Source organism: Nocardioides immobilis (genome assembly GCF_003515065.1).
Classification (GTDB): domain Bacteria; phylum Actinomycetota; class Actinomycetes; order Propionibacteriales; family Nocardioidaceae; genus Nocardioides; species Nocardioides immobilis.
The window spans coordinates 186,300-207,783 of sequence record NZ_QXGH01000011.1 but is presented as its reverse complement, the minus strand read 5'-3'; the positions used below and the strand labels follow the sequence as shown (position 1 = coordinate 207,783).

The window sequence follows — 21,484 nt, the reverse complement described above, 5'->3', positions numbered from 1 at the left end:
GGCTCCGGGTGTCCGGTCATCGTGGTCGGCACTACGCGGAAGCGGGACACGTGAACAAGTTCACCCGGATGGCGGTGGGGGCACTCACGGTGGCCGCCGTGATCGCACCTCTCAGCACCGTCACGACGGCATCTGCACTACCCGCCGCAGGCAAGGACTGGACCACCCTCGAGTCCCTCAACCGGGCCAAGCAGCAGGCCTGCAAGGTCTCGGCCGACGAGGGGACCGTCTGGAAGATCTACAACCGGCTCGACGCGCGCAGGATGCCTCGCCGGTGGGTCCGGGTCCGGTCCACCTTGACCGCGACCCGCAGCGGCGTACCGACGGCACGCGACTGGGACAGCGGCTGGGTCAGGCACGGCAACGTCTCCGCCGTCGGCACGTTCAAGATCCCCAAGACCGGTCCCTGGGCGCTGACCATGTCGATCTACGGCGACAACGCCGGCAGCGGCGGCGAGCTCACCGCCGCCGACATCCGCCACTGCTGACCCACCCGCGAAGTGTCACTGTTGGTCGCGCGAGGTGTCGATCTTGGTCGCGCGAGGTGTCGACCAAGATCGACACCTCGGCGCGCCAAGCCTGACACCTCGGCGCACCAAGCCTGACACTTCGGCGGGCTACCCGGTACGACGGGCGGCGAGCCAGGGGAGGATGCCGATCAGGGCGAGGGTGATCCCGACGAGTACGGCGGGCGGCTCGCCCCACTCCTCGGCGACCTCGACCACCACCGCCAGGCCGGTCGTCACGAGCAGCACCAGCCCGCAGCGCCCGGCGAGCTGACGTACGACGGCCCAGGTCGGCGTGGCTCCCGGTGGGCCCGCGGCGGCGTGGGCGAGCGCGACGTGGAACACCAGGCCGCAGGTCGCGACGAGGAGCGCCCACCAGACGGTGTCCTCGGGGACGGCGAGCAGCCACCAGGAGACCAGGCCGGCGAGGGTGACCAGGCCGGCGCCGGAGTCCGGCACCTCGGCCGAGATGACGGCGAGGAGGACCAGCACGAGCGACGGCCACCACGGCGTCTCCGGTGCGACCAGGTGGAGCACTCCGAGCGCGGTCACGACCGGCACGATCGTCAGGATGCGGACGACGATGCCCGGGATGGTGATCGTCAGCAGTCGGGTGCCGTCGCGGTCCTCGACGACGAACCCGGTCAAGGCGCTGCCGGCAGACGGCTCGGGGCTCATCGGACGACCAGCCTCGGGGTGGACCGACGGCGGCTGAGGTCCCGGAGGACCTGGTCGAGGCTGTGGGCGCCGGCCCACGGGACGACCGGGATGCCGAGCGAGGCGAGCTGGGTGGTCTCGACCCGCCGTTGCAGCATCCGGATCCGCCAGGCGAGGGCGTCGGGCGTCGTACCGGTCTCCTCCTCCATCCCCGATGGCAGCGTGTCGATGACGACCACGTCGATGCCGGCCCGGTTGAGGATCGCGACCTGCTGGGTGGCTGCGCGGTCGATGAGCGGCGACAGCATCAGCGCGAGGGTGCCGGCCCCGAGGCCCTGCCGAGCCGCGAGCGCATCCTCCCCACGGGCGGTCCCTGGCTCGATCAGGCAGAGCGTGTCGAGGATCCGGCGCAGCTGGAGCAGGCCGGAGGACGCCGGCACCATGGTCACCCGCCAGGCGCCGAACACCCGGATGCCGACCCGGTCGCCCCGGTGCAGGAAGTGCTGGGCGAGCACCGCAGCGGCGCGTACGGCGAGGTCCATGCTGCTCTTGTCGCCGTCGATCCCCGTGCTCTCGCCGACGTCGTTGACGGCGTCGATGAGCACCGCGACGTGGGCGTCCTCGTCGGAGTAGGTGGCGGTGACGTGCAGCCGCCCGGTGCGGGCGGACACCGGCCAGTGGATCCGGCGCAGCCGGTCGCCGACCCCGAACGGCCGCACCTTGTTGAACTCGGTGCCCTCACCCGGGCGGGCGGCGCGCTCCATGCCCACCAGGCCGCGTGGGTGCGGCGCGGGCGCGGCGTCGTCCAGCGGCGCGGTCACTGGCAGCACCGTCATCCGCATGCCGTCGAGGGGGACCGGGCCCCAGCGCCAGGAGTACCAGCCGTCGTACGCCGCGACGGCCGGGTCGCCGAGCCGGCGGCGACCCCAGCGCAGCGGCCGCAGCCCGATCTGCGCTACCGCGGAGCCGGGACCGGGGCCGTCCGCGCCCGCCGCGACCACCAGCCCCTCGGCGGGCTCGACCTCCAGCAGCTTCTGGGCGGGATGGACGACGGTGGCGACCCCGCCGGGCGGCAGCCCCTCGATCGTGGCCTCCCAGGTGACCTCCTCGCCCTCGTTGACGGTGAGCGCGGTGAGGGGTGTGACGGCCCGCGGCTCGGTGTCGGGTCGCCGTGCTGACCACAGCGTGACCAGCACCAGGGGCGCGGCGATCACGACGGCGTCGGCCCGCCCGATCACGACCCCGACGACGAGCACGGTCAGCCCGACGACCACGGCCCGCAGGTGGGCGTAGGTCGGCTGCCAGCCGGTCATCGGGTCGGCCCGCTCATCCAGGCTCAGACCCGGTCGCGAGCCGTCGGCGCCGGCACCTGGCTGAGCACCGTCTCGACGACGGACCGTCCCGAGATGTCGGTCATCCAGAGCTCGGGGCGGATGGTGATCCGGTGTGCCAGCGCCGGCACGGCCACCGCCTTGACGTCCTCCGGTACGACGAAGTCGCGCCCGTCGATCACCGCGTAGCCGCGCGCCACCAGCATCAGCGCCAGCCCGCCGCGCGGGGACGAGCCGACCAGGGTGTGCTGGTGCTTGCGAGTAGCGGCAGCGAGGGCGACGCAGTAGCGGCCGATGTCCGGATCGACGGTCACCGTCTCGACGACGGCCTGGATCGCCAGCAGCTCCTCACGGGACACCACCTGCGCGAGGGTCTGCTCCTCGCGCTGGCGCTCGAGCCGGCGCCGCAGCACCTCCCACTCCTCCTCGGAGTCCGGGTAGCCGAAGCCGACGCGGAGCAGGAACCGGTCGAGCTGCGCCTCCGGCAGCGGGTAGGTGCCTTCGTACTCGACCGGGTTGGCCGTCGCCAGCACGTGGAACGGCGGCTCCAGCGTGAACGTCTCGCCCTCGACGGTCACCTGCCGCTCCTGCATCGCCTCGAGCAGCGCCGCCTGGGTCTTCGGCGGGGTCCGGTTGATCTCGTCGGCGAGGAGCAGGCCGGTGAAGAGGGGACCCGGCCGGAACTCGAACGTCGCCCGGCCCTGGTCGTAGATGAACGAGCCCGTCAGGTCGGCCGGCAGCAGGTCGGGGGTGAACTGTGCCCGTCGGAAGTCCAGGCCCAGGGTCTGGGCGAAGGATCGCGCGGCCAGGGTCTTGCCGAGGCCGGGGAAGTCCTCGAGCAGCACGTGCCCGCCGGCCAGGATGGCGCTCAGCACCAGGGTGAGCGCGTCGCGCTTGCCGACGACCGCGCGCTCGATCTCGTCGAGCACCGCTCGGGCCTTCCGGGACGCCTCGGTGTGTCCGCTCACATGTCCTCGATCCTCTTGAGTGCCGCGGCGAGGTCACGCCGGTAACGGTCGGGGTTGCCCACCGGCGGGTCCGCGACGAACGCGGCGGCCCGGGGATCGAGCCTGACCTCGGCCAGGACCGGCATCGCCAGCAGGTCGCCGGTCACCTCGCGCACCACCTGGTGCGCCGCGGTCGGGTCGTCGGCGGCGACCAGGCGCTCGAGGTGGTGGATCTGCTGGTCGTGGGCGCGGTTCTCCCGCACCTGGAGCGGTGCCTCGTCCGGCCAGGTCGTTGGTGTGACGGTGCGGCTGACGAACGCGGCGTAGAACGCCACGGCCGCCGCGGTGAGCACGAGCGCGACCCAGACGACCGTCATCGCGCACCGGTCCCCAGCGTCGCGAGCAGCCGGCGCAGGCAGGCGGTCGCCTCGAGCCGGTGCTCCTCGGTGATCGGGTGCGACGAGAAGCGGGCCTCGCGGTAGAGCGCGGCCAGCCGGCGGATCGCCTCGTCGTCGAGCCGGTACGCCGCCAGCGCCCGCTCGACCAGCTCGCTCGGTGTCTCCTCCGGCTTGTGCGGGAACCGGTCGCCCTCGACCGCCTGCTCGAGCCGGACCCACGAGGCGACGATCGCGTTGCGCGGCGAGCCCTCGCCGATCGTGCGGGCGCCCTCGCCGAGAGCCTCCGGGAGGCCCTCGACCTCCTCGTCGGGAGGCGGCTCGTCCTCGAGTCCCGGCGAGTGGCGTGGCCCGATGCGACCGGTGAGCTGCCGGCGTCGTCGTACCAGCCGGAGCCGGGCGACCACGAACAGCGCGACGCCGAAGATCAACGCGGCCGGCACCAGGAGCAGCAGGTCGAGCGGCGGCAGCCAGGGGAACCAGGGCTCGTCGTCGTCGGCCGGCTCCTGGGAGTCCTCGTCGGTCGGCTCGTCGGGCTTCTCGACCTGCCGACCCTCCTCGCTGGTCGTCTGCCGTTCCTCCTCACCCTCGAGATCGGTCCAGCGCGGACCGTCGAAGGTGGCGGCCACCAGCGCGCAGAGCACCAGCACGAGAGCGCCCAGTGTCACGGCCCCATGCTTGACCGGGTCGGGGGAGTCGGTCCCCATGACTGAACGTTAGTCGTCGGCGGCTGGATCGGCATCCGACCGCGGTCGGAGGGCCGCGGACAGGCCCGATTCGAGGCCTGACACGAGTTCGAAACACCGGTGGTCGTCCGGTACCGTGAACGTCGGCACAGCGACGTGCAAACCCTCACCCCCGCACGATCCTCAGTGAAGGACATCTGCTGTGACTGACCGCCCCGTCGTTCTGATCGCCGAAGAGCTCAGCCCCGCCACCGTCGACGCGCTGGGGCCGGACTTCGAGATCCGAAACTGCAACGGCGCCGACCGGGCCGAGCTGCTCCCGGCCATCGCCGATGTCGACGCGATCCTGGTGCGCTCCGCGACCAAGGTCGACGCCGAGGCGCTCGCCGCCGCCAAGCGGCTGAAGGTCGTCGCCCGTGCCGGTGTGGGGCTCGACAACGTCGACGTGAAGGCCGCGACCCAAGCCGGCGTCATGGTCGTGAACGCCCCGACCTCCAACATCGTCTCCGCGGCCGAGCTCGCCGTCGCGCTGATGCTCGCCGCCGCCCGCAACGTCGCGCCCGCCCACGCCGCGCTCAAGGGCGGCGAGTGGAAGCGCTCGAAGTTCAGCGGCATCGAGCTCTACGAGAAGACCGTCGGCATCGTCGGCCTCGGCCGGATCGGCGTGCTCGTCGCCCAGCGGCTCAGCGCCTTCGGCATGAACGTCATCGCCTACGACCCCTACGTGCAGGCCGGTCGCGCCGCGCAGATGGGCGTCCGTCTGGTCGACCTCGACACCCTGCTCGCCGAGGCCGACTTCATGTCGGTGCACCTGCCGAAGACCCCCGAGACGGCTGGCCTGATCGATGCCGAGCAGCTCGCGAAGGCCAAGCCCTCGCTGGTGCTCGTCAACGCCGCCCGCGGCGGCATCGTCGACGAGGCGGCGCTCTTCGACGCGCTGAAGACCGGCCGGATCGCGGCCGCCGGCCTCGACGTCTTCGCCAAGGAGCCGTGCACCGACAGCCCGCTCTTCGAGCTCGAGAACGTCGTCGCCACGCCGCACCTCGGAGCCTCGACCGACGAGGCCCAGGAGAAGGCGGGCATCGCGGTCGCGAAGTCGGTCCGGCTCGCGCTCGCCGGTGAGCTCGTGCCCGACGCCGTCAACGTCCAGGGCGGCGTGATCGCCGAGGACGTGCGCCCCGGCATCCCGCTGACCGAGAAGCTCGGCCAGATCTTCACCGGCGTCGCCGGCGAGGTCGCCCAGCAGCTCGACGTCGAGGTGCGCGGCGAGATCACCGACCACGACGTCAAGGTGCTCGAGCTGGCCGCGCTCAAGGGCGTGTTCAGCAGCGTCGTCGAGGACCAGGTGTCCTACGTCAACGCGCCGCTGCTCGCGGCCGAGCGGGGCGTCGCCGTACGGCTCGTCACCGACCCGGAGAGCCCCGACCACCGCAACCTGATCACGATCCGCGGCACCCTCGCCGACGGTTCGCAGATCTCGGTCAGCGGCACCCTCGTCGGCATCCACCAGAAGGAGCGGCTGGTCGAGGTCAACGGCTACGACATCGACATCGAGCCGACCGACCACCTCGCCCTGTTCACGTACGACGACCGCCCGGGCATGGTCGGCACCGTCGGCCAGATCCTCGGCGACGCCAACGTCAACATCGCCGGCATGCAGGTCTCCCGCGACACCAAGGGCGGCAAGGCCCTGGTCGCGCTCTCGGTCGACTCGGCGATCCCCGCCGAGACCCTCAGCGAGATCGCCGCCGCCATCTCCGCCAGCTCGATCCGCGCCGTCGACCTCGTCTGACGCTTCCGCGAAGTGTCAAGGTTGGCGCCGCGAAGCGTGACACTTCGGACCGCCAAGAGTGACACTTCGCGGGGCTAGGCAACCAGCACTCCGGTACGGCGGTCGCGGGGTGGCTCGGAAGGTGAGCCCGGCGCCGCGCTGGTGACCACCCGCCACGCGGCGGCGATGCGTCGTACTGCTTCCTCCAGGTCGCGGACCGGGACGGTGAAGGGGAGCCGGAGGTAGCGGTCGAGGCCGCCCTCCGGTGCGAACGAGGGGCCGGGCGCGAGCAGGACGCCGTGGCGCTCGGCCTCGACGGAGAGTGCCGTCGCGCCCGCGTGCGGCAGGCGGCACCACAGCGCCATGCCGCCGGCCGGCTTGCGGAACGTCCAGTCGGGGAGCTCCTTGCCGAGGGCGGCGATCAGGGCGTCGCGCTGCTCGCGCAGCCGCAGCCGGTGGGCGTCGAGCACGGCGTCGAAGTCGCCGGTCAGCAGCCGGGTCAGCACCAGCTGCTCGAACACCGGCGCGCCGAGGTCCAGCCCGACCCGGGCGCGGGTGAGCCGGTCGACGAGGCCGTGCGGGGCGCGGATCCAACCGAGCCGCAGGCCGCCCCAGACGCTCTTGCTGGCGCTGCCGACGGTGACCGCGTCCTTGGCGTACGACGCGAACGGGCGCTGCGCCGGCGCGCCGTCCAGCCGGATCGTGTGGTGGGCCTCGTCGACCACGGCGGTCGCCCCGTGCCGGGCCAGCAGCCGGGCGTACGCCGCCCGCTCCTTGTCCGCCATGACGAGGCCGGTCGGGTTGTGGTGATCCGGCATGACGTGGACGAGCCGTGGCGACCGCTTGGCGAGCACGCCGCCGATCGCGTCGAGGTCCCACCCCTCGGGGTCGAGCGGGATCGTCACGATCCGCCCGCCACCGGTCCGCAGCGCCTGCACGGCGTTGGGATAGGTCGGCGACTCCACCAGCACCCGGTCGCGCGGCCCGGCGAGCGCGCTGCCGACGACGGCGCTCGCCGCGAGGGCACCCACCGTGACGATGATCTGGTCGGGTGAGGTGGCCAGGCCGCGTTCGTCGTACGACGCCGCGATCGCGGCCTGCAGGTCCGGCATGCCGGCGGGGTAGTAGCCGTGGTTGCCGAGGTGCGCCGGGAGCGCGGCAGCGGCCTCGGCGTACGCCGCCGCGATCCCCGGCGGCGCGGTCGTCGCGGCGCACACCAGGTCGATCACGCCGGCACTGACGTCCGTCGGCCACAGGGCGCGGTCGTGGGCGCGGGTCGCCCCACCGGGAAGGCGGGTGAACGTGCCCGAGCCGTGACGGGCCTCGGCGTACCCGCTGTCGCGGAGTACGGCGTACGCCCGGGTGACCGTCGTGCGCGAGACCCCGAGCGCTGCGGTCAGGTCCCGCTCGCTGGGCAGTCGGGTGCCGTAGCCGATCCGTCCGTCGCCGATGAGCTCGCGCAGGGCGGAGGCCAGTCCGACGTACGCGGGGGAGCGGTTGAAGTCACCGGCGAGGGTCGCGACCCGCGCGGCAGAAATGGACTGCGACATGCAGTCCAGTAGATCACAAGTGGCTATTTGAAACCAGACCACCAGTAAGGATCCTTATTGCATGACGACCATGACAGCCGCCGCAGCGCCAGCCCGGACCCTTGCCGACCTCGGCCCGGTCGCCCAGCTGCGCGCCGGTCGGCTCGGCCGTCGGCTGCCGCAGCTGGTCGTCGGCCTGGTCCTGTACGGCGTCAGCCTCGCCCTGATGGTGCGCGGCAACGTCGGGCTGGCGCCGTGGGACGTGCTGCACTCCGGCCTGATCGAGCACCTGCCGATCACTCTCGGACAGGCAGTCGTGCTGATGAGCTTCGTGGTGCTGCTGCTCTGGATCCCGCTCAAGGAGCAGCCCGGCATCGGCACCATCGCCAACGCGTTGCTCGTCGGCCTCTCCGCGGACGCGACGCTGTGGCTGATCGACGAGCCGCACGCACTCGCCGCCCGGGTGGCGTTCATGCTCGGCGGCGTGCTGCTCTGCGGCATCGCGTCCGGTCTCTACATCGGCGCCCAGCTCGGCCGCGGCCCGCGGGACGGGCTGATGACCGGCCTCCACCGCCGCACCGGACGGTCGCTGCGCCTGGTCCGGACCCTGCTCGAGGTCGCGGTCGTGCTGGTCGGGCTGACCCTCGGCGGGGTGCTGGGCGCCGGCACCGTCGTCTACGCCCTGGCGATCGGTCCGCTCACCCAGCTGTTCCTGCCGTGGTGCCTGGTCGACATCGAGATCCCCGAACGGAGTGTGCCGTCATGATCGCCTTCCTGTTGCTGCTCGGACTGCTCGTCGTCCTCAGCGTCGTCGGACTCGTCCGCGAGCTGCGGCTCGACCGGCCGGCGGAGATCCCGCGGTCCCGGTTCGTCGACCCCGACCTGCTGCCACCCTCGAGGCGGCACTCGCCTGTCTAGTCCACCGCGTCCTCGGGGTGAACCTCCTGGATTTCCCCGGTGTGCGTCATGGTTTGACTGGATAGGCTCAGCCGCATGACCACCGATGGTTCCGCTGCCGCGCCCGAGCCGAGCCCGCTCGCTCCTCCTGACCCGGTCCAGACGCTGACCCTGACCGCCCCCGAAGCGCCCAAGCCCGTGGCTGAGACGGCCGCGCCCAAGATGGCGCCACAGGTCTCGGCCGAGATGGTGCCCGAGCTGGACGCCAAGGTCGACGGCTTCCTCACCGCGCTCAGCAGCGAGGCGGTCGGAAGTCCCGGATTCGCCGCCCAGGCCGAGAACGTGCGGACCATGGGTGACGCCGACATCCGGCGCGCCGCCGAGACGTCCAACCGGATGCTCGACAAGCCGGTGTCCGCGCTCAAGAACGGCGCCATCTCGCAGAGCTCCGACGTCGGCAAGACCCTGCTCGCGCTGCGCCGTACGGTCGAGGACCTCGACCCCGGCCAGGCCAAGGGTGCGAAGAAGTTCTGGGACATGCTCCCGTTCAACGACAAGATCGAGGACTACTTCCGCAAGTACCAGTCCTCGCAGAGCCAGCTCAACGGCATCCTGCACAGCCTGCGCAGCGGCCAGGACGAGCTCACCAAGGACAACGTCGCGCTCAACCTGGAGAAGACCAACCTCTGGGCGGTCATGGGCCGGCTCAACCAGTACATCTACGTCGCCGAGCGGCTCGACGCGAAGCTGTCCGCGAAGATCGCCGAGATGGAGCTGAGCGACCCCGAGGGCGCGAAGACCCTCAGCCAGGACGTGCTGTTCTACGTCCGGCAGAAGCACCAGGACCTGCTGACCCAGCTCGCGGTCTCGATCCAGGCCTACCTGGCGATCGACATCATCATCAAGAACAACATCGAGCTCATCAAGGGCGTCGACCGGGCGACGACGACCACCATGTCCGCGCTGCGGACCGCGGTGATCGTCGCGCAGGCGCTGACCAACCAGAAGCTGGTGCTCGACCAGATCACGGCGCTCAACACGACGACGTCGACGATGATCCAGCGGACCTCGGAGATGCTCAAGGAGAACTCCGCGAAGATCCAGGAGCAGGCCGCGTCCTCGACGATCGGCATGGAGCAGCTCCAGGCCGCGTTCGCCAACATCTACGCGACGATGGACTCCATCGACGAGTTCAAGCTCAAGGCGCTCGACACCATGTCGACCACCATCGGCGTCCTCGAGACCGAGGTCGAGAAGTCGAAGTCCTACCTCGAGCGGGTCCAGAAGCACGACCAGCGCAACGCCGCCGGCACCCTCGATATCAAGGCCTGACGGGCGCCGGAGTGGGACTGGGGTCGTGGTTCCGGAAGGTTCGCGGCAAGGACGACAACGACGCCGCGGAGTACGTCGCTCCGCCTCCGCCGACCGACAAGGACATCCTGGCGGCGCTCAACCGCGTCAACGCGATGCTGCGTGAGGGCAACGCTCCACCGGTGGTGATCTCGCGGGTCGTGAAGATCGCGCGCACCATCCACCAGACGCTGCCGCGGCTCGACGACCTGGGCCTCGGCAGCCAGGACGGCTACTCGCTGATGGCGACGGCCACGGAGTACCTCCCCGAAGCAGTCGGCGGCTACCTGCGGCTGCCCCGCGAGTGGGCCGACACCCGTCCGATCGACGGCAACAAGACGTCACTGATGGTGCTGATCGAGCAGCTCGAGCTCCTCGGCTTGACCATGGACAAGATCTTCGACGCGGCCAACCGGGCCGACGCCCAGGCCCTGATCGCGCACGGACGGTTCCTCGAAGCCAAGTTCGGCCACACCGCCGACGGTGGCCACGACCTCACACTGGGGGCACCATGAGCGACTCCCTGGCCGACTGCCTGAACGCGTTGGTCGCGGCCGCCCGTGCGGCCGGCATCGACGAGGCGACGGCGCGCGCCGAGGGCGAGGCGCTCGCCGCGACGGTCGCCGAACGTTCCAAGGGCGCGTTCGTCGACTGGTGCGAGCAGACCGGAAGGCCCGGCGCGACCGAGGACTTCTTCGTCGCGGCCAAGCAGGGCAACCGGTTCCGCGCCGGGCCCACGCCCGCGATGTCCCAGCTGGCGCTCGGCAAGTCCGAGCACGCGCCGTCGTACGCCCGGGCGCTCGGCGAGGTCGCCCTCGCCGCGACCCTGCTCGGGCAGCCGGGACCGGAGGCCGTCGGCACTGCCTCCATGGCCACCGCCGCCCAGCTCGGAGAGGCCCGGACGCTGACACCGTCCTCGACAGGACCGGGTGCCTTCGACCTTCCCGGGCGTCAGCCCGTGCCGGGCGTGGGTGACGAGATGCTCGACCAGGTGCGCCGGATGGGCGACCAGGTACGGCGCCAGCTCGAGGCGATCAACGTCGGGACAGGGTCTTTGCTGCCGGACGCGCCCGTGTCCGACACCTCGGGCATCGAACGCACGCCCCCGGTCGCCGACGCGGCGCGAGTTTCCGACGAGGCTCGCTCCGCTCGCGAGGGGGAAACGCGCGCCGAGTCGGCTGGTCCTCAGGAGACTGTTGCTGCGGTGGAGCCCGAGGAGCCGACCAAGACCGTCGAAGAGCTGCTCGCCGAGCTGGACGCGATGATCGGGCTCGACAACGTCAAGGGCGAGATCCACCGGCAGGCCGCCGTACTCCGGGTCGAGGGCCTGCGGAAGAAGGCAGGGCTCGAGAGCCCGACCATCACCCGGCACCTGGTCTTCAACGGCAACCCCGGCACCGGCAAGACCACGGTCGCGCGGCTCGTCGCCGGCATCTACCGCGCGCTCGGGCTGCTCTCGAAGGGCCAGCTGGTCGAGGTCGACCGCTCGGAGCTGGTGGCCGGCTACCTCGGCCAGACGGCGCAGAAGACCGCCGACGTCGTGAAGTCCGCCGAGGGCGGCGTGCTCTTCATCGACGAGGCCTACTCGCTCTCCGGTGACCAGTACGGCAAGGAAGCCATCGACACCCTGGTCAAGGAGATGGAGGACAAGCGCGACGACCTGGTCGTGATCGTGGCCGGCTACCCGCTGCCGATGGCCATCTTCATCTCCGAGAACCCGGGCCTCGAGAGCCGCTTCCGCACCATGATCGAGTTCGCGAACTACACCGACGACGAGCTGGTCGCGATCTTCGAGCAGATGGCCACGGGTGCCGACTACGACGCGGGGGAGGACGTCGTCGCCCGCCTGCGAGAGATCCTCGCCGACGCGCCGCGGGGCCCGTCGTTCGGCAACGCCCGCTACGTCCGCAACATGCTCGAGGCCGCGATCGGCCACCACGCATGGCGCCTGCGTGACGTCAAGGAGCCGACGCTCGAGCAGCTGCGCTCGCTGGAGGCCGACGACCTGGCGATCCCCGACGACGGCGAGCCGGACGAGCCGGTGGTGGCCGAGGATGGCACGCTGCTCCCTCCGGCCGACGCGGAACCCGCCGACGTGGTCGACGCGTTGGAGCCGGGTGACGAGGGCGCCGAGCCCACCGTCGAGACGGTCCCGGCCGACCCCGTCCAGCAATCGGCCGACGAAGGGCAGGAAGAGTCATGACCCAGTCCGCTGCCGCGCCCCCGGCGGTCCAGCAGGCGCCGCCACCGCCGGCGCCCGCACCCCAACGGAGAGGGTTCTGGCCCGCGCCCACCGGCAAGCCGGTGGGCGCCGGTGTCGAGGACACCCCCAGCCTGCTCAACCGCCTGCAGATCATCGGCATGACCGTGGTCCTGCTCTTCGGCCTGGCCAGTGCGCTGATCCAGTTCCTCTCCTACCAGTCCGACGGCCGGGCGGCTGACGACACCGAGCAGCTGGTGCGGGTCCAGGAGATCCAGTCGTCCCTGCTTCGCGCCGACGCGCTCGCGACCAACGCGTTCCTCGAGGGCGGCGACGAGGACCCCGAGAAGCGTGGCGAGTACGACGACACGATTGCGGTGGTCTTCGAGCAGATCGCAGAGGCGGCAGAGGCACAGTCCGCCGACCGCGATGCGCTGAAAGCGCTCGTCGTCGTCGTCAATCGATACGCCAACTACGTCGCCGAGGCGCGGGTCTACAACCGACAGGGATTTCCGGTCGGAGCCGAGTACCTGAGCGTGGCCAGCGACTCGGTGCGCACCGAGGCGCAGCCGATCCTGGGGAACCTGGTCACCGCGAACACGGACCGTGCCGAGGACTCCATGGCCGGCCAACACCCGTTCTGGTTGCTGTTGCTCGGCCTGGTCGTGCTGGGGGTGCTGGTCTGGCTGAACCTCTTGCTGGCACAGCGATTCCGTCGTTACCTCAACGTCGGCGTCGCCATCGCTGCCGCGATCGTCGTCGTCACCACCCTCGTCGCCGCGATCGCTGCCTGGCGCGCAGACAGCACGAACGACGGGTTGCTCGACGACGAGCTCCAGGTGGCCATCGACGAGTCGGCTGCTCGCACGGCAGGGAACGATGCCAAGGCCTACGAGAGCTTGCGGCTCATCAAGCGCGGCTCAGGGGGCACCTACGAGCCCAAATGGGAGGACGCTGCCGAGATCGTCGAGAAGAAGGCCGACTCGTCCAGCCTGGATGAGTGGGAGGACTACGTCGACGGTCACCGGCAGATCGCCACCCTTGACGACGACGACCAGTGGTTCAGAGCCAGGAACATCGCGATCGACGAGGCAGCAACGTCGCCGACGGCCAACTTCGACAGGTTCGATGGTGCGACCCAGGCAGTTGTCACCGAGAACGGCACGACAACGACCGACGAGCTGCGTTCCGGGCGCACTCTCGCGTTGATCGGCAGCCTGCTGACCCTGATCCTCGGCTTCGTCGCTGCGGTGGCCGTCGCACGAGGAATCGGCGCCCGGCGGAAGGAGTACGCATGAACACGCGCTGGAAACTGTCGGTCGTGGCCTCGGTCGTCGCCGTACTCCTCGCGGGCTGCGGGTACGACGACACCCCCGTGCCGGAGAAGCCGGACGAGCCTCCGCCCCCGAGCGCGGCAGAGTCAGAGTGCGACACGGTCGAATCCACCTTGGAGTCATACGATCCGGGAATCGGTGTGCCGACCGGCCCGACTATCGAACGGATCCTCCGTGATCACAAGCTCGTCGTCGGTGTCTCGGCCGACACCTACCTGATGGGCTCGCGAAACCCGGAGACCAACCGCATCGAGGGTTTCGACATCGAGTTCGTCCGCGCGATCGGCGAAGCGCTTTTCGAGGACACCGAGGACGGGTTCGAGGTCGGTCGGGACATCCAGTTCCGGGTGATCACGGCCGGGGATCGCATCCCGCTGTTGGGCGGCCCCGACGCCGAGGGCGAGAAGCACCCGGCGGAGCTCGACCTGGTGGTTCGGAACTTCACGATCAACTGCCAGCGTTGGGAGCAGATCGACTTCTCGGCCGAGTACTACCACGCGACGCAGAAGGTCCTGCTGCGCGCCGAGCTGGAGGAGACCTACAACGGCACGCAGTCCCTTTCCGACAAGAAGGTGTGCGCGCCGATCGGATCGACCAGCCTCGTCAACATCACGGATCCGAAGCTGGGCGGCAACCCGGACATCGAGGTCGTCCAGGCGACGAACCACACCGGGTGCCTGATCAAGCTGCAGCAGGGTGAGGTGGACGCCATCACTGGTGACGACACCGTGCTCGCGGGCCTCGCCGCCCAGGACCCGTACGCCGAGGTACCGCCGACGTGCGAAGGTGATCAGGTCGAAGGGTGCCAGGTCCCGATCACCGACGAGCCTTACGGAATCGGAGTCCCGAAGGGCCAGGAAGACCTGGTGCGGTTCGTCAACTACGTCCTCGAGCAGATGATCATCGAGGACGGCGGCGCCGAATGGAGGCGTGCCTACAACAGGTGGCTCGCGGATCCGCTCGGGCCGGGTGACCCGCCCGAGCTTCGGTACGGCCGCTGAGGAAAGGCGTCGACTGTCTGCATGAACACCGCACCCACTGCCCCCGGACGGCTCGGCGAGGCCATCGAGCCGGCGCTCATCCAGCGCTACCTCGCCGAGCTGGACTCCTGGTCGCGCACCCGCAAGGACGAGCTCGACGAGCTCGACCGGGCGGCGCTCGCGTCCGGGCGGGGGCAGGAGCTGACGGGCGACATGCAGCTGGTGCTGGCGCTGTGGAAGGCGATCCACGACCGCTACCAGCTGGTCTTCGCGACGTGGGACGGCGGCCGGGTGCTGCAGCAGGAGCGGGAGCGGATCTCGACCCTGATCTGGGGCCGGCTCGACGGCGCTTCGGGGATGCCGGGCGGGCTGGCCGTGTCGCTGCCCGAGGCGTGTCGTCTCAACGACGCGCTCGCCGGCCAGCTGCGCACCAAGCTGGCCCTCGCGCACGACGCGACCGAGCAGGTCGCGCGGATCCGCGAGGTCCGGGCCCAGCTGGAGCGGATCCGGGACCAGGTCGCGCTCGAGCCGGCCACGACGCGCGACCAGGCCGTCGACAAGCTGGCCGGCCTGATGGCGCGGCTGGAGCAGATCAACGAACGGGCGGGGCGGGGCGCCGACGTCGGCGGCATGCTCGCGCCGCTCGAGGTGGAGGCGACGACGTACGAGCGCGACCTCATCGTCGGCAACGCCCGCCGCCGTGACGCGCGCTCCAAGGTGCTCTCGGCCCGCGAGCTGCGCGCCGACCTCGAGGCCCGGGAGCAGGCGGTGGAGAAGCTCGCGGCCCAGTGCGTGGCCACCGTCGACACCGCCCCGAGGTACGCCGTACCCGATGTCGAGGCCCTCGGCCCGGTGCCGGTGACGCCGGACGAGATCGATGCGTACCTCAAGAAGCTCGACCGGGTGTCCCAAGCCCTCGAGTTCGCCCAGCACAAGTACGCCGACGCGCTCGCCGAGCACACCGAGCTGGTCGCGCTGCTCGACGCCTACGTCGCCAAGGCCACCGCCCAGGGCGTGGCCGCCAACCCCGACCTGGTCGAGAGCGAGAAGCAGGCGCGCGCCGTACTGGCTCGCAGCCCGGCCCCGATGTCCGTCGCCCAGCAACTGGTCGCGACCTACCAGACCTGGCTTCAGAAGGAGACAACCCACCGATGAGCAGCTGCACACAGCCGGGTTGCACCGGGAGCATCCTCGACGGCTACTGCGATGTCTGCGGGTCGCCCGGCGAGGCCGGGGTCGCGACCGGCTCGACCACCGGGGTACCCACCGCCACCGTCGGCGCGCCCGCCACCGGGATCGCCCCGGCCGCGCCGGTCGCCAACGGCACGCCCTGCGCCCAGCCCGCGTGCACCGGCAAGATCCTCGACGGCTACTGCGACGTGTGCGGCACCGCCGCCGACGCGCCCGTGGTCCCGACGGGCTCGGCCGGCGTGGGCGCTGAGGCCGAGCCGGTCTCGCACTTCGAGGGATCGGTCGCCACGTCCGCGAGCCGGGTGCAGTCCGCGGCGATCGGCTCCAAGCGCGCCGGCAGCACCGGCACCGGTTCCACCCGCCGCACCCGCACCGGTTCGCAGCGCATGCGCGCCGCCCGGCTGGGCGCCGGCCTCACCCACGTCCCGCCCGCGCCGGCAGTCGACGCGGCCAAGGCGATCATGGCCAACCCGCAGGTGCCGGAGGAGAAGCGCAGCTGCTCGAAGTGCGGCAACAAGGTCGGCCGCAGCATCGACGGCAAGCCCGGGCGTGGCGAGGGCTTCTGCGCCCACTGCGGTCAGCCGTTCTCGTTCACCCCGAAGCTCCAGGGCGGTGACCTGGTCGCCGGGCAGTACGAGGTGGCCGGCGCGCTCGCCCACGGCGGTCTCGGCTGGATCTACCTGGCCCGCGACCGCAACGTCTCCAACCGCTGGGTCGTGCTCAAGGGCCTGCTCAACTCGGGTGACCCCGACGCTCTCGCCGCCGCCATCGCGGAGCAGCAGTTCCTGGCCCAGGTCGAGCACCCGGCGATCGTCGAGATCTACAACTTCGTGACCCACGAAGGCGCCGGCTACATCGTCATGGAGTACGTCGGCGGCAAGTCGCTCAAGCAGATCCTCAAGGACCGGATGCGCGCCAACAACGGCGCCTACGACCCGCTCCCGGTCGACCAGGCGCTGGCCTACATCCTCGAGCTGCTGCCGGCGTTCCAGTACCTGCACGACCTCGGCCTGGTCTACTGCGACTTCAAGCCGGACAACATGATCCAGGTCGGCGACGCGATGAAGCTGATCGACCTCGGCGGTGTGCGGCGCATCGACGACCAGGAGTCGGCGATCTACGGCACGGTGGGCTACCAGGCGCCCGAGGTGGCCGAGGTCGGGCCGTCCGTCGCGTCCGACGTCTACACGATCGGGCGCACCCTGCTGGTGCTGACGATGGAGTTCCGCGGCTACCAGGGCACCTACCTCCACAGCCTGCCGCCGGTGGAATCGACACCGCTCTTCCAGCAGTACGACTCGCTCTACCACCTGGTGGCCAAGAGCTGTGCCGCCGACCCGGCCGACCGGTTCGCGTCGGTCGACGAGCTGCGCACCCAGCTGCTGGGCGTGCTCCGTGAGGTCGTCGCGCGCGGCCGGCAAGGTACGGCGCTCACGTCCGCGGCGTCGGTCCTCTTCGAGTCGCCGGCGACCGCGCGGCCGATCACCGAGTGGAGCCAGCTGCCCAAGCTGCGTGAAGACACGACCGACCCGCAGTACGGCTGGCTGTCCACGATCGGTGCCGACGACCCGCGCCAACGGCTGCGCGACCTCGACGCGGCGCCCGAGGACAGTGCCGAGGTGTGGCTGGCCCGCTGCAAGGCGGCGCTCGAGCTCAAGGAGTCGGCGGCCGCGAAGAGCTACGCCGGCAACCTCCTCGCCGCCGACCCGTGGGAGTGGCGGGCGCTGTGGATGGAGGGCCTCGCCTCCGTCCAGCAGGAGGACTGGGAGAACGCCAAGGCCTCGTTCAACGCGGTCTACCAGCAGGTGCCGGGCGAGCTCGCGCCCAAGCTGGCGCTGGCGTTCGCCTGCGAGAAGGGCGGCCAGCCGGAGGTCGCCGAGGGGCTCTACCTGACCTGCGCGGCGACGGACGCGACGTACGTCGCCCCCTCCGCGTTCGGGATGGCCCGGGTGCGGGCCGATCGCAAGGACACGGCCGGCGCGGTCGCGGCGCTCGACCTGGTGCCGACGACCAGCCGCGGCTACACCGAGAGCCGGCAGCAGCGGGCCGAGGTGCTGCTCGCAGGCAGCGCGATGGACCTGACCGTGCTCGACCAGGCGCTGCGGACGATCGAGAGCTCCTCGGTCGACGGGCCCACCCGCCAGCGCTACACCGTGCGGATCCTCAACGAGGCGCTGCCGGTCGTGGTGAAGAATCCACCCCGCAAGGGTGTGCACATCGGCTCGGTCCCGGCGTCCGAGCCGGACATCCGGACCGGGCTGGAGACCGCGCTGCGCCTGCTGGCCCGCGATGCCCACGACCTCGATGAGCGGGTGGACCTGGTCAACCAGGCGAACGCCGTACGGAACTGGAGCCTGACATGACGGAGTCGACCACCGCGACCCCGACCGCCTGCCCGTCCTGCGGCGTCGGAGTGCCGGCGGGCGCACGCTTCTGCGAGTCATGCGGTGCCCAGATCGGGCCCGCGGCGGCGCCGCTTGCGCCTCCGACGATGACCCCGTCCGACGACCTCGGGGACGCGCCGATCAGTGCGCCGACCCGTCGGCCGGTCGACGCGCTCCCAGACCCGCTGCCCGACCCGGGCCGCCGGCCCTGCGGCAACTGCGGGGGAGAGGTCGGGCCCGACCTCTACTGCCTCGCTTGCGGTACCAAGGCGCCGAGCGAGCGTGACCACTTCCGTGAGGCGCCGTCCTCCTGGGTCGGTGGAGTCTGCGACAAGGGCGTGAAGAAGAGCCGCAACGAGGACGCGATGGCACTGCTCGCCGGTGAGCAGCCGGGATCCCGCGCGGTCCTGGTCGTGCTCGACGGGGTGTCGAACCTGGTCGACTCCGACGTCGCCTCCCTCGCCGGCGCCCGGGCGGCACGCGAGGTGCTGCGCACGCCACTGCCCGCCGGGATGGGCACTCCGCAGGGCCGGGACGCGGCGGTGACCAAGGTCCTCGCCGACGCCGCGGCCGCCGCCCAGAACGCGATCGTCGCCATCACCGACCCCGACGAGCCCAACCCCGCCTCGGCGACCTTCACCGTGGCGGTGCTGGAGGGAACCCGCATCTCCCACGGCCAGATCGGCGACTCCCGCGCGTACTGGTTCCCGGACGACGGGCCCGGGGTGCAGCTGACCGTCGACGACTCGATCGCACAGCAGCAGATCTCCGAGGGCATCGCCAAGGAGGTCGCCGAGACGGGCGAGTTCGCGCACGCCATCACCAAGTGGCTGGGCCGCGACTCCCAGGACTTCGTGCCGTCCGTCGGCTTCCTCGACATCACCGGCCCGGGCTGGCTGCTCGCATGCTCGGACGGGCTGTGGAACTACGCGTCCGAGCCGGCGGCGCTCGCGGCACAGATCGCGGCCGCCCGCGCGACCGATCCGGTCGGGATCGCGCTCGAGCTCGTGGCCTTCGCCAACGCGGCGGGCGGGCACGACAACATCACCGCCGCGCTGGCCCGGGTCGGGCCGCTGCCGGAGGCGCCCGCCGTACCGCCGCCGCCTCCGCCGGTGCAGAATGCCCCTGACCCGATCGCACCGTCGCCCGCCGAACCCCCGACCGGACAGACCCAGGCACCAGGAGAGGGAGCGCCCACCGATGGCTGAGTTCACCACCGCCGTCTTCCAGAACGAGTTCCTGCCGGACGGCGGGACCGACGTCAACGCGATCGTCACGATCAGCTGCCAGGGAGCCGGCACGGCCGGCCAGGGAGGCTCCGGCGACGCTGGCGAGATCATCATCGTCGACACGTCCGGCTCGATGGGCCCGGCGACGATGGCCGCGGCCAAGGACGCCGCGCAGGCGGCGCTCTCCGAGATCGTCGACGGCACCTGGTTCGCCGTCGTCGCGGGCGCCGACCGCGCGATGCTGGCCTACCCGCTGGTGACGGCGGGCCCGGCCCTGGTGCAGATGAACGAGCAGACCCGGCAGGAGGCGTCGGCCGCGATCGGCCGGTTCGTCGGCAGCGGCGGTACGGCGATCTCCACGTGGCTCGACCTCGCCGGCCAGATCTTCGCGTCCGTGCCCCAGGTGACCCAGCGGCACGCGCTGCTGCTCACCGACGGCGAGAACCGGGAGCGCCCGGGCCGCCTCGACGAGGCGATCAACCGCGCGACCGGCTACTACCAGTGCGACTGCCGCGGCGCCGGCACGGACTGGCAGGTCGCCGAGATCCGGCGGATCGCCCAGGCGCTGCTCGGCACCGTCGACATCATCCCGAGGCCGGACGAGATGCGGGCGCAGTTCCAGGAGATCATGCGTGCCTCCATGGCGCGCGGGGTCGCCGACGCCAAGCTGCGGGTCTGGACGCCGCAGGGCGCCCAGGTGCTGTTCGTGCGCCAGGTCGCGCCGACGCTCGAGGACCTGACCGACCGCGGGGTCGCGGTCAACCCGCTGACCCGTGACTTCCCGACGGGCGCGTGGGCCGACGAGTCGCGTGACTATCACATCGGCGTGCGGGTCGCCGCCAAGGCGATCGGCCAGGAACAGCTCGCCGCCCGCGTGCAGCTCGCGCTCGGCGACAACGTCGTGACCCAGGGCCTGGTGAAGGCGACCTGGTCCAACAACTCCGAGCTGACGACCCGGATCGACAAGCAGGTCGCCCACTACACCGGCCAGACCGAGCTCGCCGCGGCGATCCAGGAGGGCCTGGCGGCCAAGGCCGCCGGCGACGAGGCCACGGCGACGACCAAGCTCGGCCGCGCCGTGCAGCTCGCCGCGGCGACCGGCAACGAGGAGGCGACGTCCAAGCTGCGCAAGGTGGTCGACGTCGACAACGAGGCCGAGGGCACGGTGCGGCTCAAGCGTGCCGTCGACAAGGCCGACGAGATGGCGCTCGACACCGCCTCGACCAAGACGACCCGCGTCCGCAAGGGGTGACGAGCGTGGCCACCTGCCCGTCCGGGCATACCTCCGAAGCCACCGACTACTGCGACGTCTGCGGCCTGCCGATCCCCGCCGGGGGCGGCGCCGGGCCGCCGAGCGAGCCGCAACCCGTCGTCGAACCGGGGCCGGACGTTCCGCAGCCGGTGGTGCCGACCGAGACGACCTGTCCCAACTGCCAGGCGGTCAACCCCGAGAACGCCCTCTTCTGCGAGGCGTGCGGCTACGACTTCACCACCGGCCAGCCACCACGCCAGCCGTCGCCGCTCGACCTCGGGGTGCCGGTCGACACCGACCCGCCGACCGCCGAGACCCCGACGGCCGCTCCGTCGATCGCACCGCCGCTCGCCGACGCCTGGGTGGCCGAGGTCTGGATCGACCCCGACTGGTACGCCGACCAGGACTCCAGGGATCCGCTCCCCTCGGCGGGGGTGCCGGTCGTCGTACCTCTGAAGACGACGTCGATCCTCGTCGGCCGCACCTCGCGCAGCCGCAACATCCACCCGGACATCGACCTGACGACCGACAACGGCATCAGCCGTCGGCACTGCCAGTTCACGACCGACGGCAAGCGCTGGTGGGTCGAGGACCTCGGCTCGTCCAACGGCACGTACGTCGGCGGCCCGGTCGGCCCGGTGCCGACGACGCCGCTGGCGCCGGGGGAAAAGCGCGAGATCGCCCCCGACGAACGGGTCTACCTCGGTGCCTGGAGCCGGATCGTCATCCGCAAGGCCTCACCCGGCGAGGTCGGCTGACCCGCCGAAGTGTCAGGGTTGGCCCGCCGAAGTGTCAGGGTTGGCCGCTCGAGATGCGGGGGTTGGGCGCTCGAAGTGTCGGGGTTG

General features: G+C 71.3%; 20 protein-coding genes. 14 read left to right on the top strand and 6 right to left on the bottom strand.

Features of this window, described 5'->3' with window-relative positions; translation table 11 throughout:
- The first annotated feature begins 50 nt into the window (after positions 1 to 50).
- The gene (locus D0Z08_RS06625; protein WP_118923893.1) at positions 51 to 488 is read left to right on the top strand and encodes a hypothetical protein; all 438 of its coding nucleotides are present in this window, start codon (positions 51 to 53) and stop codon (positions 486 to 488) included.
- 129 nt (positions 489 to 617) lie between these two features.
- Here D0Z08_RS06625 and D0Z08_RS06620 read toward each other — a convergent pair whose 3' ends face one another.
- The 5 genes from D0Z08_RS06620 to D0Z08_RS06600 are packed head-to-tail and all read right to left on the bottom strand — an operon-like array spanning position 618 to position 4,543.
- Positions 618 to 1,184 (bottom strand): hypothetical protein, encoded by a 567-nt coding sequence (locus tag D0Z08_RS06620; protein ID WP_147381345.1) that lies wholly within the window; start codon positions 1,182 to 1,184, stop codon positions 618 to 620.
- Positions 1,181 to 2,476 (bottom strand): DUF58 domain-containing protein, encoded by a 1,296-nt coding sequence (locus tag D0Z08_RS06615; RefSeq protein ID WP_118923889.1) that lies wholly within the window; start codon positions 2,474 to 2,476, stop codon positions 1,181 to 1,183. The genes D0Z08_RS06620 and D0Z08_RS06615 overlap by 4 nt, the downstream gene beginning before the upstream one ends.
- A 23-nt stretch (positions 2,477 to 2,499) precedes the next feature.
- Positions 2,500 to 3,462 carry an AAA family ATPase gene (locus tag D0Z08_RS06610; protein ID WP_118923887.1) on the bottom strand — a complete coding sequence of 321 codons (963 nt, stop codon included), beginning with the start codon at positions 3,460 to 3,462 and terminating at the stop codon, positions 2,500 to 2,502.
- A complete protein-coding gene (locus tag D0Z08_RS06605; protein ID WP_118923885.1) occupies positions 3,459 to 3,818 on the bottom strand; it encodes a hypothetical protein in 360 nt (119 codons plus the stop codon). The genes D0Z08_RS06610 and D0Z08_RS06605 overlap by 4 nt, the downstream gene beginning before the upstream one ends.
- Positions 3,815 to 4,543 carry a DUF4129 domain-containing protein gene (locus tag D0Z08_RS06600; protein WP_118923883.1) on the bottom strand — a complete coding sequence of 243 codons (729 nt, stop codon included), beginning with the start codon at positions 4,541 to 4,543 and terminating at the stop codon, positions 3,815 to 3,817. Before D0Z08_RS06600 ends, D0Z08_RS06605 begins: the two co-directional genes overlap by 4 nt.
- 181 nt (positions 4,544 to 4,724) lie before the next feature.
- On the opposite strand from D0Z08_RS06600, the gene serA reads away from it, so the two are divergent.
- Positions 4,725 to 6,314 carry a phosphoglycerate dehydrogenase gene (gene serA, locus D0Z08_RS06595; RefSeq protein ID WP_118923881.1) on the top strand — a complete coding sequence of 530 codons (1,590 nt, stop codon included), beginning with the start codon at positions 4,725 to 4,727 and terminating at the stop codon, positions 6,312 to 6,314.
- A gap of 74 nt (positions 6,315 to 6,388) precedes the next feature.
- On the opposite strand, the gene yczR is transcribed toward serA, so the two are convergent.
- Positions 6,389 to 7,843: a MocR-like transcription factor YczR gene (yczR, locus tag D0Z08_RS06590; RefSeq protein ID WP_118923879.1), complete on the bottom strand. Its 1,455-nt coding sequence runs from the start codon at positions 7,841 to 7,843 to the stop codon at positions 6,389 to 6,391.
- A 61-nt stretch (positions 7,844 to 7,904) separates the two neighbouring features.
- Between yczR and yczE the strand changes: the two genes are divergently transcribed.
- The 12 genes from yczE (at position 7,905) to D0Z08_RS06535 (ending at position 21,397) form a co-directional block, all read left to right on the top strand.
- A complete protein-coding gene (gene yczE / locus D0Z08_RS06585; protein ID WP_342772335.1) occupies positions 7,905 to 8,588 on the top strand; it encodes a membrane protein YczE in 684 nt (227 codons plus the stop codon).
- On the top strand, positions 8,585 to 8,740 hold the full coding sequence (locus tag D0Z08_RS31975) for a hypothetical protein (protein WP_182481196.1): 156 nt from the start codon (positions 8,585 to 8,587) through the stop codon (positions 8,738 to 8,740). The genes yczE and D0Z08_RS31975 overlap by 4 nt, the downstream gene beginning before the upstream one ends.
- 75 nt (positions 8,741 to 8,815) lie before the next feature.
- Entirely contained in the window at positions 8,816 to 10,051 is a 1,236-nt protein-coding gene (locus tag D0Z08_RS06580) for a toxic anion resistance protein (protein ID WP_118923877.1), read from the top strand.
- 11 nt (positions 10,052 to 10,062) lie between these two features.
- Entirely contained in the window at positions 10,063 to 10,584 is a 522-nt protein-coding gene (locus D0Z08_RS06575) for a hypothetical protein (protein ID WP_118923875.1), read from the top strand.
- Positions 10,581 to 12,272: an AAA family ATPase gene (locus D0Z08_RS06570; RefSeq protein WP_118923873.1), complete on the top strand. Its 1,692-nt coding sequence runs from the start codon at positions 10,581 to 10,583 to the stop codon at positions 12,270 to 12,272. The genes D0Z08_RS06575 and D0Z08_RS06570 overlap by 4 nt, the downstream gene beginning before the upstream one ends.
- Positions 12,269 to 13,567: a hypothetical protein gene (locus D0Z08_RS06565; protein WP_147381344.1), complete on the top strand. Its 1,299-nt coding sequence runs from the start codon at positions 12,269 to 12,271 to the stop codon at positions 13,565 to 13,567. Before D0Z08_RS06570 ends, D0Z08_RS06565 begins: the two co-directional genes overlap by 4 nt.
- Entirely contained in the window at positions 13,564 to 14,604 is a 1,041-nt protein-coding gene (locus tag D0Z08_RS06560) for a transporter substrate-binding domain-containing protein (protein ID WP_118923869.1), read from the top strand. Before D0Z08_RS06565 ends, D0Z08_RS06560 begins: the two co-directional genes overlap by 4 nt.
- 21 nt (positions 14,605 to 14,625) lie before the next feature.
- Positions 14,626 to 15,738 (top strand): hypothetical protein, encoded by a 1,113-nt coding sequence (locus D0Z08_RS06555; RefSeq protein WP_118923867.1) that lies wholly within the window; start codon positions 14,626 to 14,628, stop codon positions 15,736 to 15,738.
- Complete coding sequence (locus tag D0Z08_RS06550; RefSeq protein ID WP_118923865.1) at positions 15,735 to 18,137, top strand: serine/threonine-protein kinase; 2,403 nt, start codon at positions 15,735 to 15,737, stop codon at positions 18,135 to 18,137. The genes D0Z08_RS06555 and D0Z08_RS06550 overlap by 4 nt, the downstream gene beginning before the upstream one ends.
- Complete coding sequence (locus D0Z08_RS06545) at positions 18,134 to 19,366, top strand: PP2C family protein-serine/threonine phosphatase (protein ID WP_118923863.1); 1,233 nt, start codon at positions 18,134 to 18,136, stop codon at positions 19,364 to 19,366. Before D0Z08_RS06550 ends, D0Z08_RS06545 begins: the two co-directional genes overlap by 4 nt.
- Entirely contained in the window at positions 19,359 to 20,639 is a 1,281-nt protein-coding gene (locus D0Z08_RS06540) for a vWA domain-containing protein (RefSeq protein WP_118923861.1), read from the top strand. The genes D0Z08_RS06545 and D0Z08_RS06540 overlap by 8 nt, the downstream gene beginning before the upstream one ends.
- Positions 20,640 to 20,644: 5 nt before the next feature.
- Positions 20,645 to 21,397 (top strand): FHA domain-containing protein, encoded by a 753-nt coding sequence (locus D0Z08_RS06535; protein WP_245993717.1) that lies wholly within the window; start codon positions 20,645 to 20,647, stop codon positions 21,395 to 21,397.
- Positions 21,398 to 21,484: the final 87 nt, after the last annotated feature.

Bases quoted from the DNA above. Each gene is read 5' to 3' on its own strand.
- D0Z08_RS06620 (WP_147381345.1), bottom strand. From the start codon at position 1,184: ATGAGCCCCGAGCCGTCTGCCGGCAGCGCCTTGACCGGGTTCGTCGTC.
- D0Z08_RS06615 (WP_118923889.1), bottom strand. From the start codon at position 2,476: ATGACCGGCTGGCAGCCGACCTACGCCCACCTGCGGGCCGTGGTCGTC.
- D0Z08_RS06605 (WP_118923885.1), bottom strand. From the start codon at position 3,818: ATGACGGTCGTCTGGGTCGCGCTCGTGCTCACCGCGGCGGCCGTGGCG.
- D0Z08_RS06600 (WP_118923883.1), bottom strand. From the start codon at position 4,543: ATGGGGACCGACTCCCCCGACCCGGTCAAGCATGGGGCCGTGACACTG.
- yczR (WP_118923879.1), bottom strand. From the start codon at position 7,843: ATGTCGCAGTCCATTTCTGCCGCGCGGGTCGCGACCCTCGCCGGTGAC.
- yczE (WP_342772335.1), top strand. From the start codon at position 7,905: ATGACGACCATGACAGCCGCCGCAGCGCCAGCCCGGACCCTTGCCGAC.
- D0Z08_RS31975 (WP_182481196.1), top strand. From the start codon at position 8,585: ATGATCGCCTTCCTGTTGCTGCTCGGACTGCTCGTCGTCCTCAGCGTC.
- D0Z08_RS06580 (WP_118923877.1), top strand. From the start codon at position 8,816: ATGACCACCGATGGTTCCGCTGCCGCGCCCGAGCCGAGCCCGCTCGCT.
- D0Z08_RS06570 (WP_118923873.1), top strand. From the start codon at position 10,581: ATGAGCGACTCCCTGGCCGACTGCCTGAACGCGTTGGTCGCGGCCGCC.
- D0Z08_RS06565 (WP_147381344.1), top strand. From the start codon at position 12,269: ATGACCCAGTCCGCTGCCGCGCCCCCGGCGGTCCAGCAGGCGCCGCCA.
- D0Z08_RS06560 (WP_118923869.1), top strand. From the start codon at position 13,564: ATGAACACGCGCTGGAAACTGTCGGTCGTGGCCTCGGTCGTCGCCGTA.
- D0Z08_RS06555 (WP_118923867.1), top strand. From the start codon at position 14,626: ATGAACACCGCACCCACTGCCCCCGGACGGCTCGGCGAGGCCATCGAG.
- D0Z08_RS06550 (WP_118923865.1), top strand. From the start codon at position 15,735: ATGAGCAGCTGCACACAGCCGGGTTGCACCGGGAGCATCCTCGACGGC.
- D0Z08_RS06545 (WP_118923863.1), top strand. From the start codon at position 18,134: ATGACGGAGTCGACCACCGCGACCCCGACCGCCTGCCCGTCCTGCGGC.
- D0Z08_RS06540 (WP_118923861.1), top strand. From the start codon at position 19,359: ATGGCTGAGTTCACCACCGCCGTCTTCCAGAACGAGTTCCTGCCGGAC.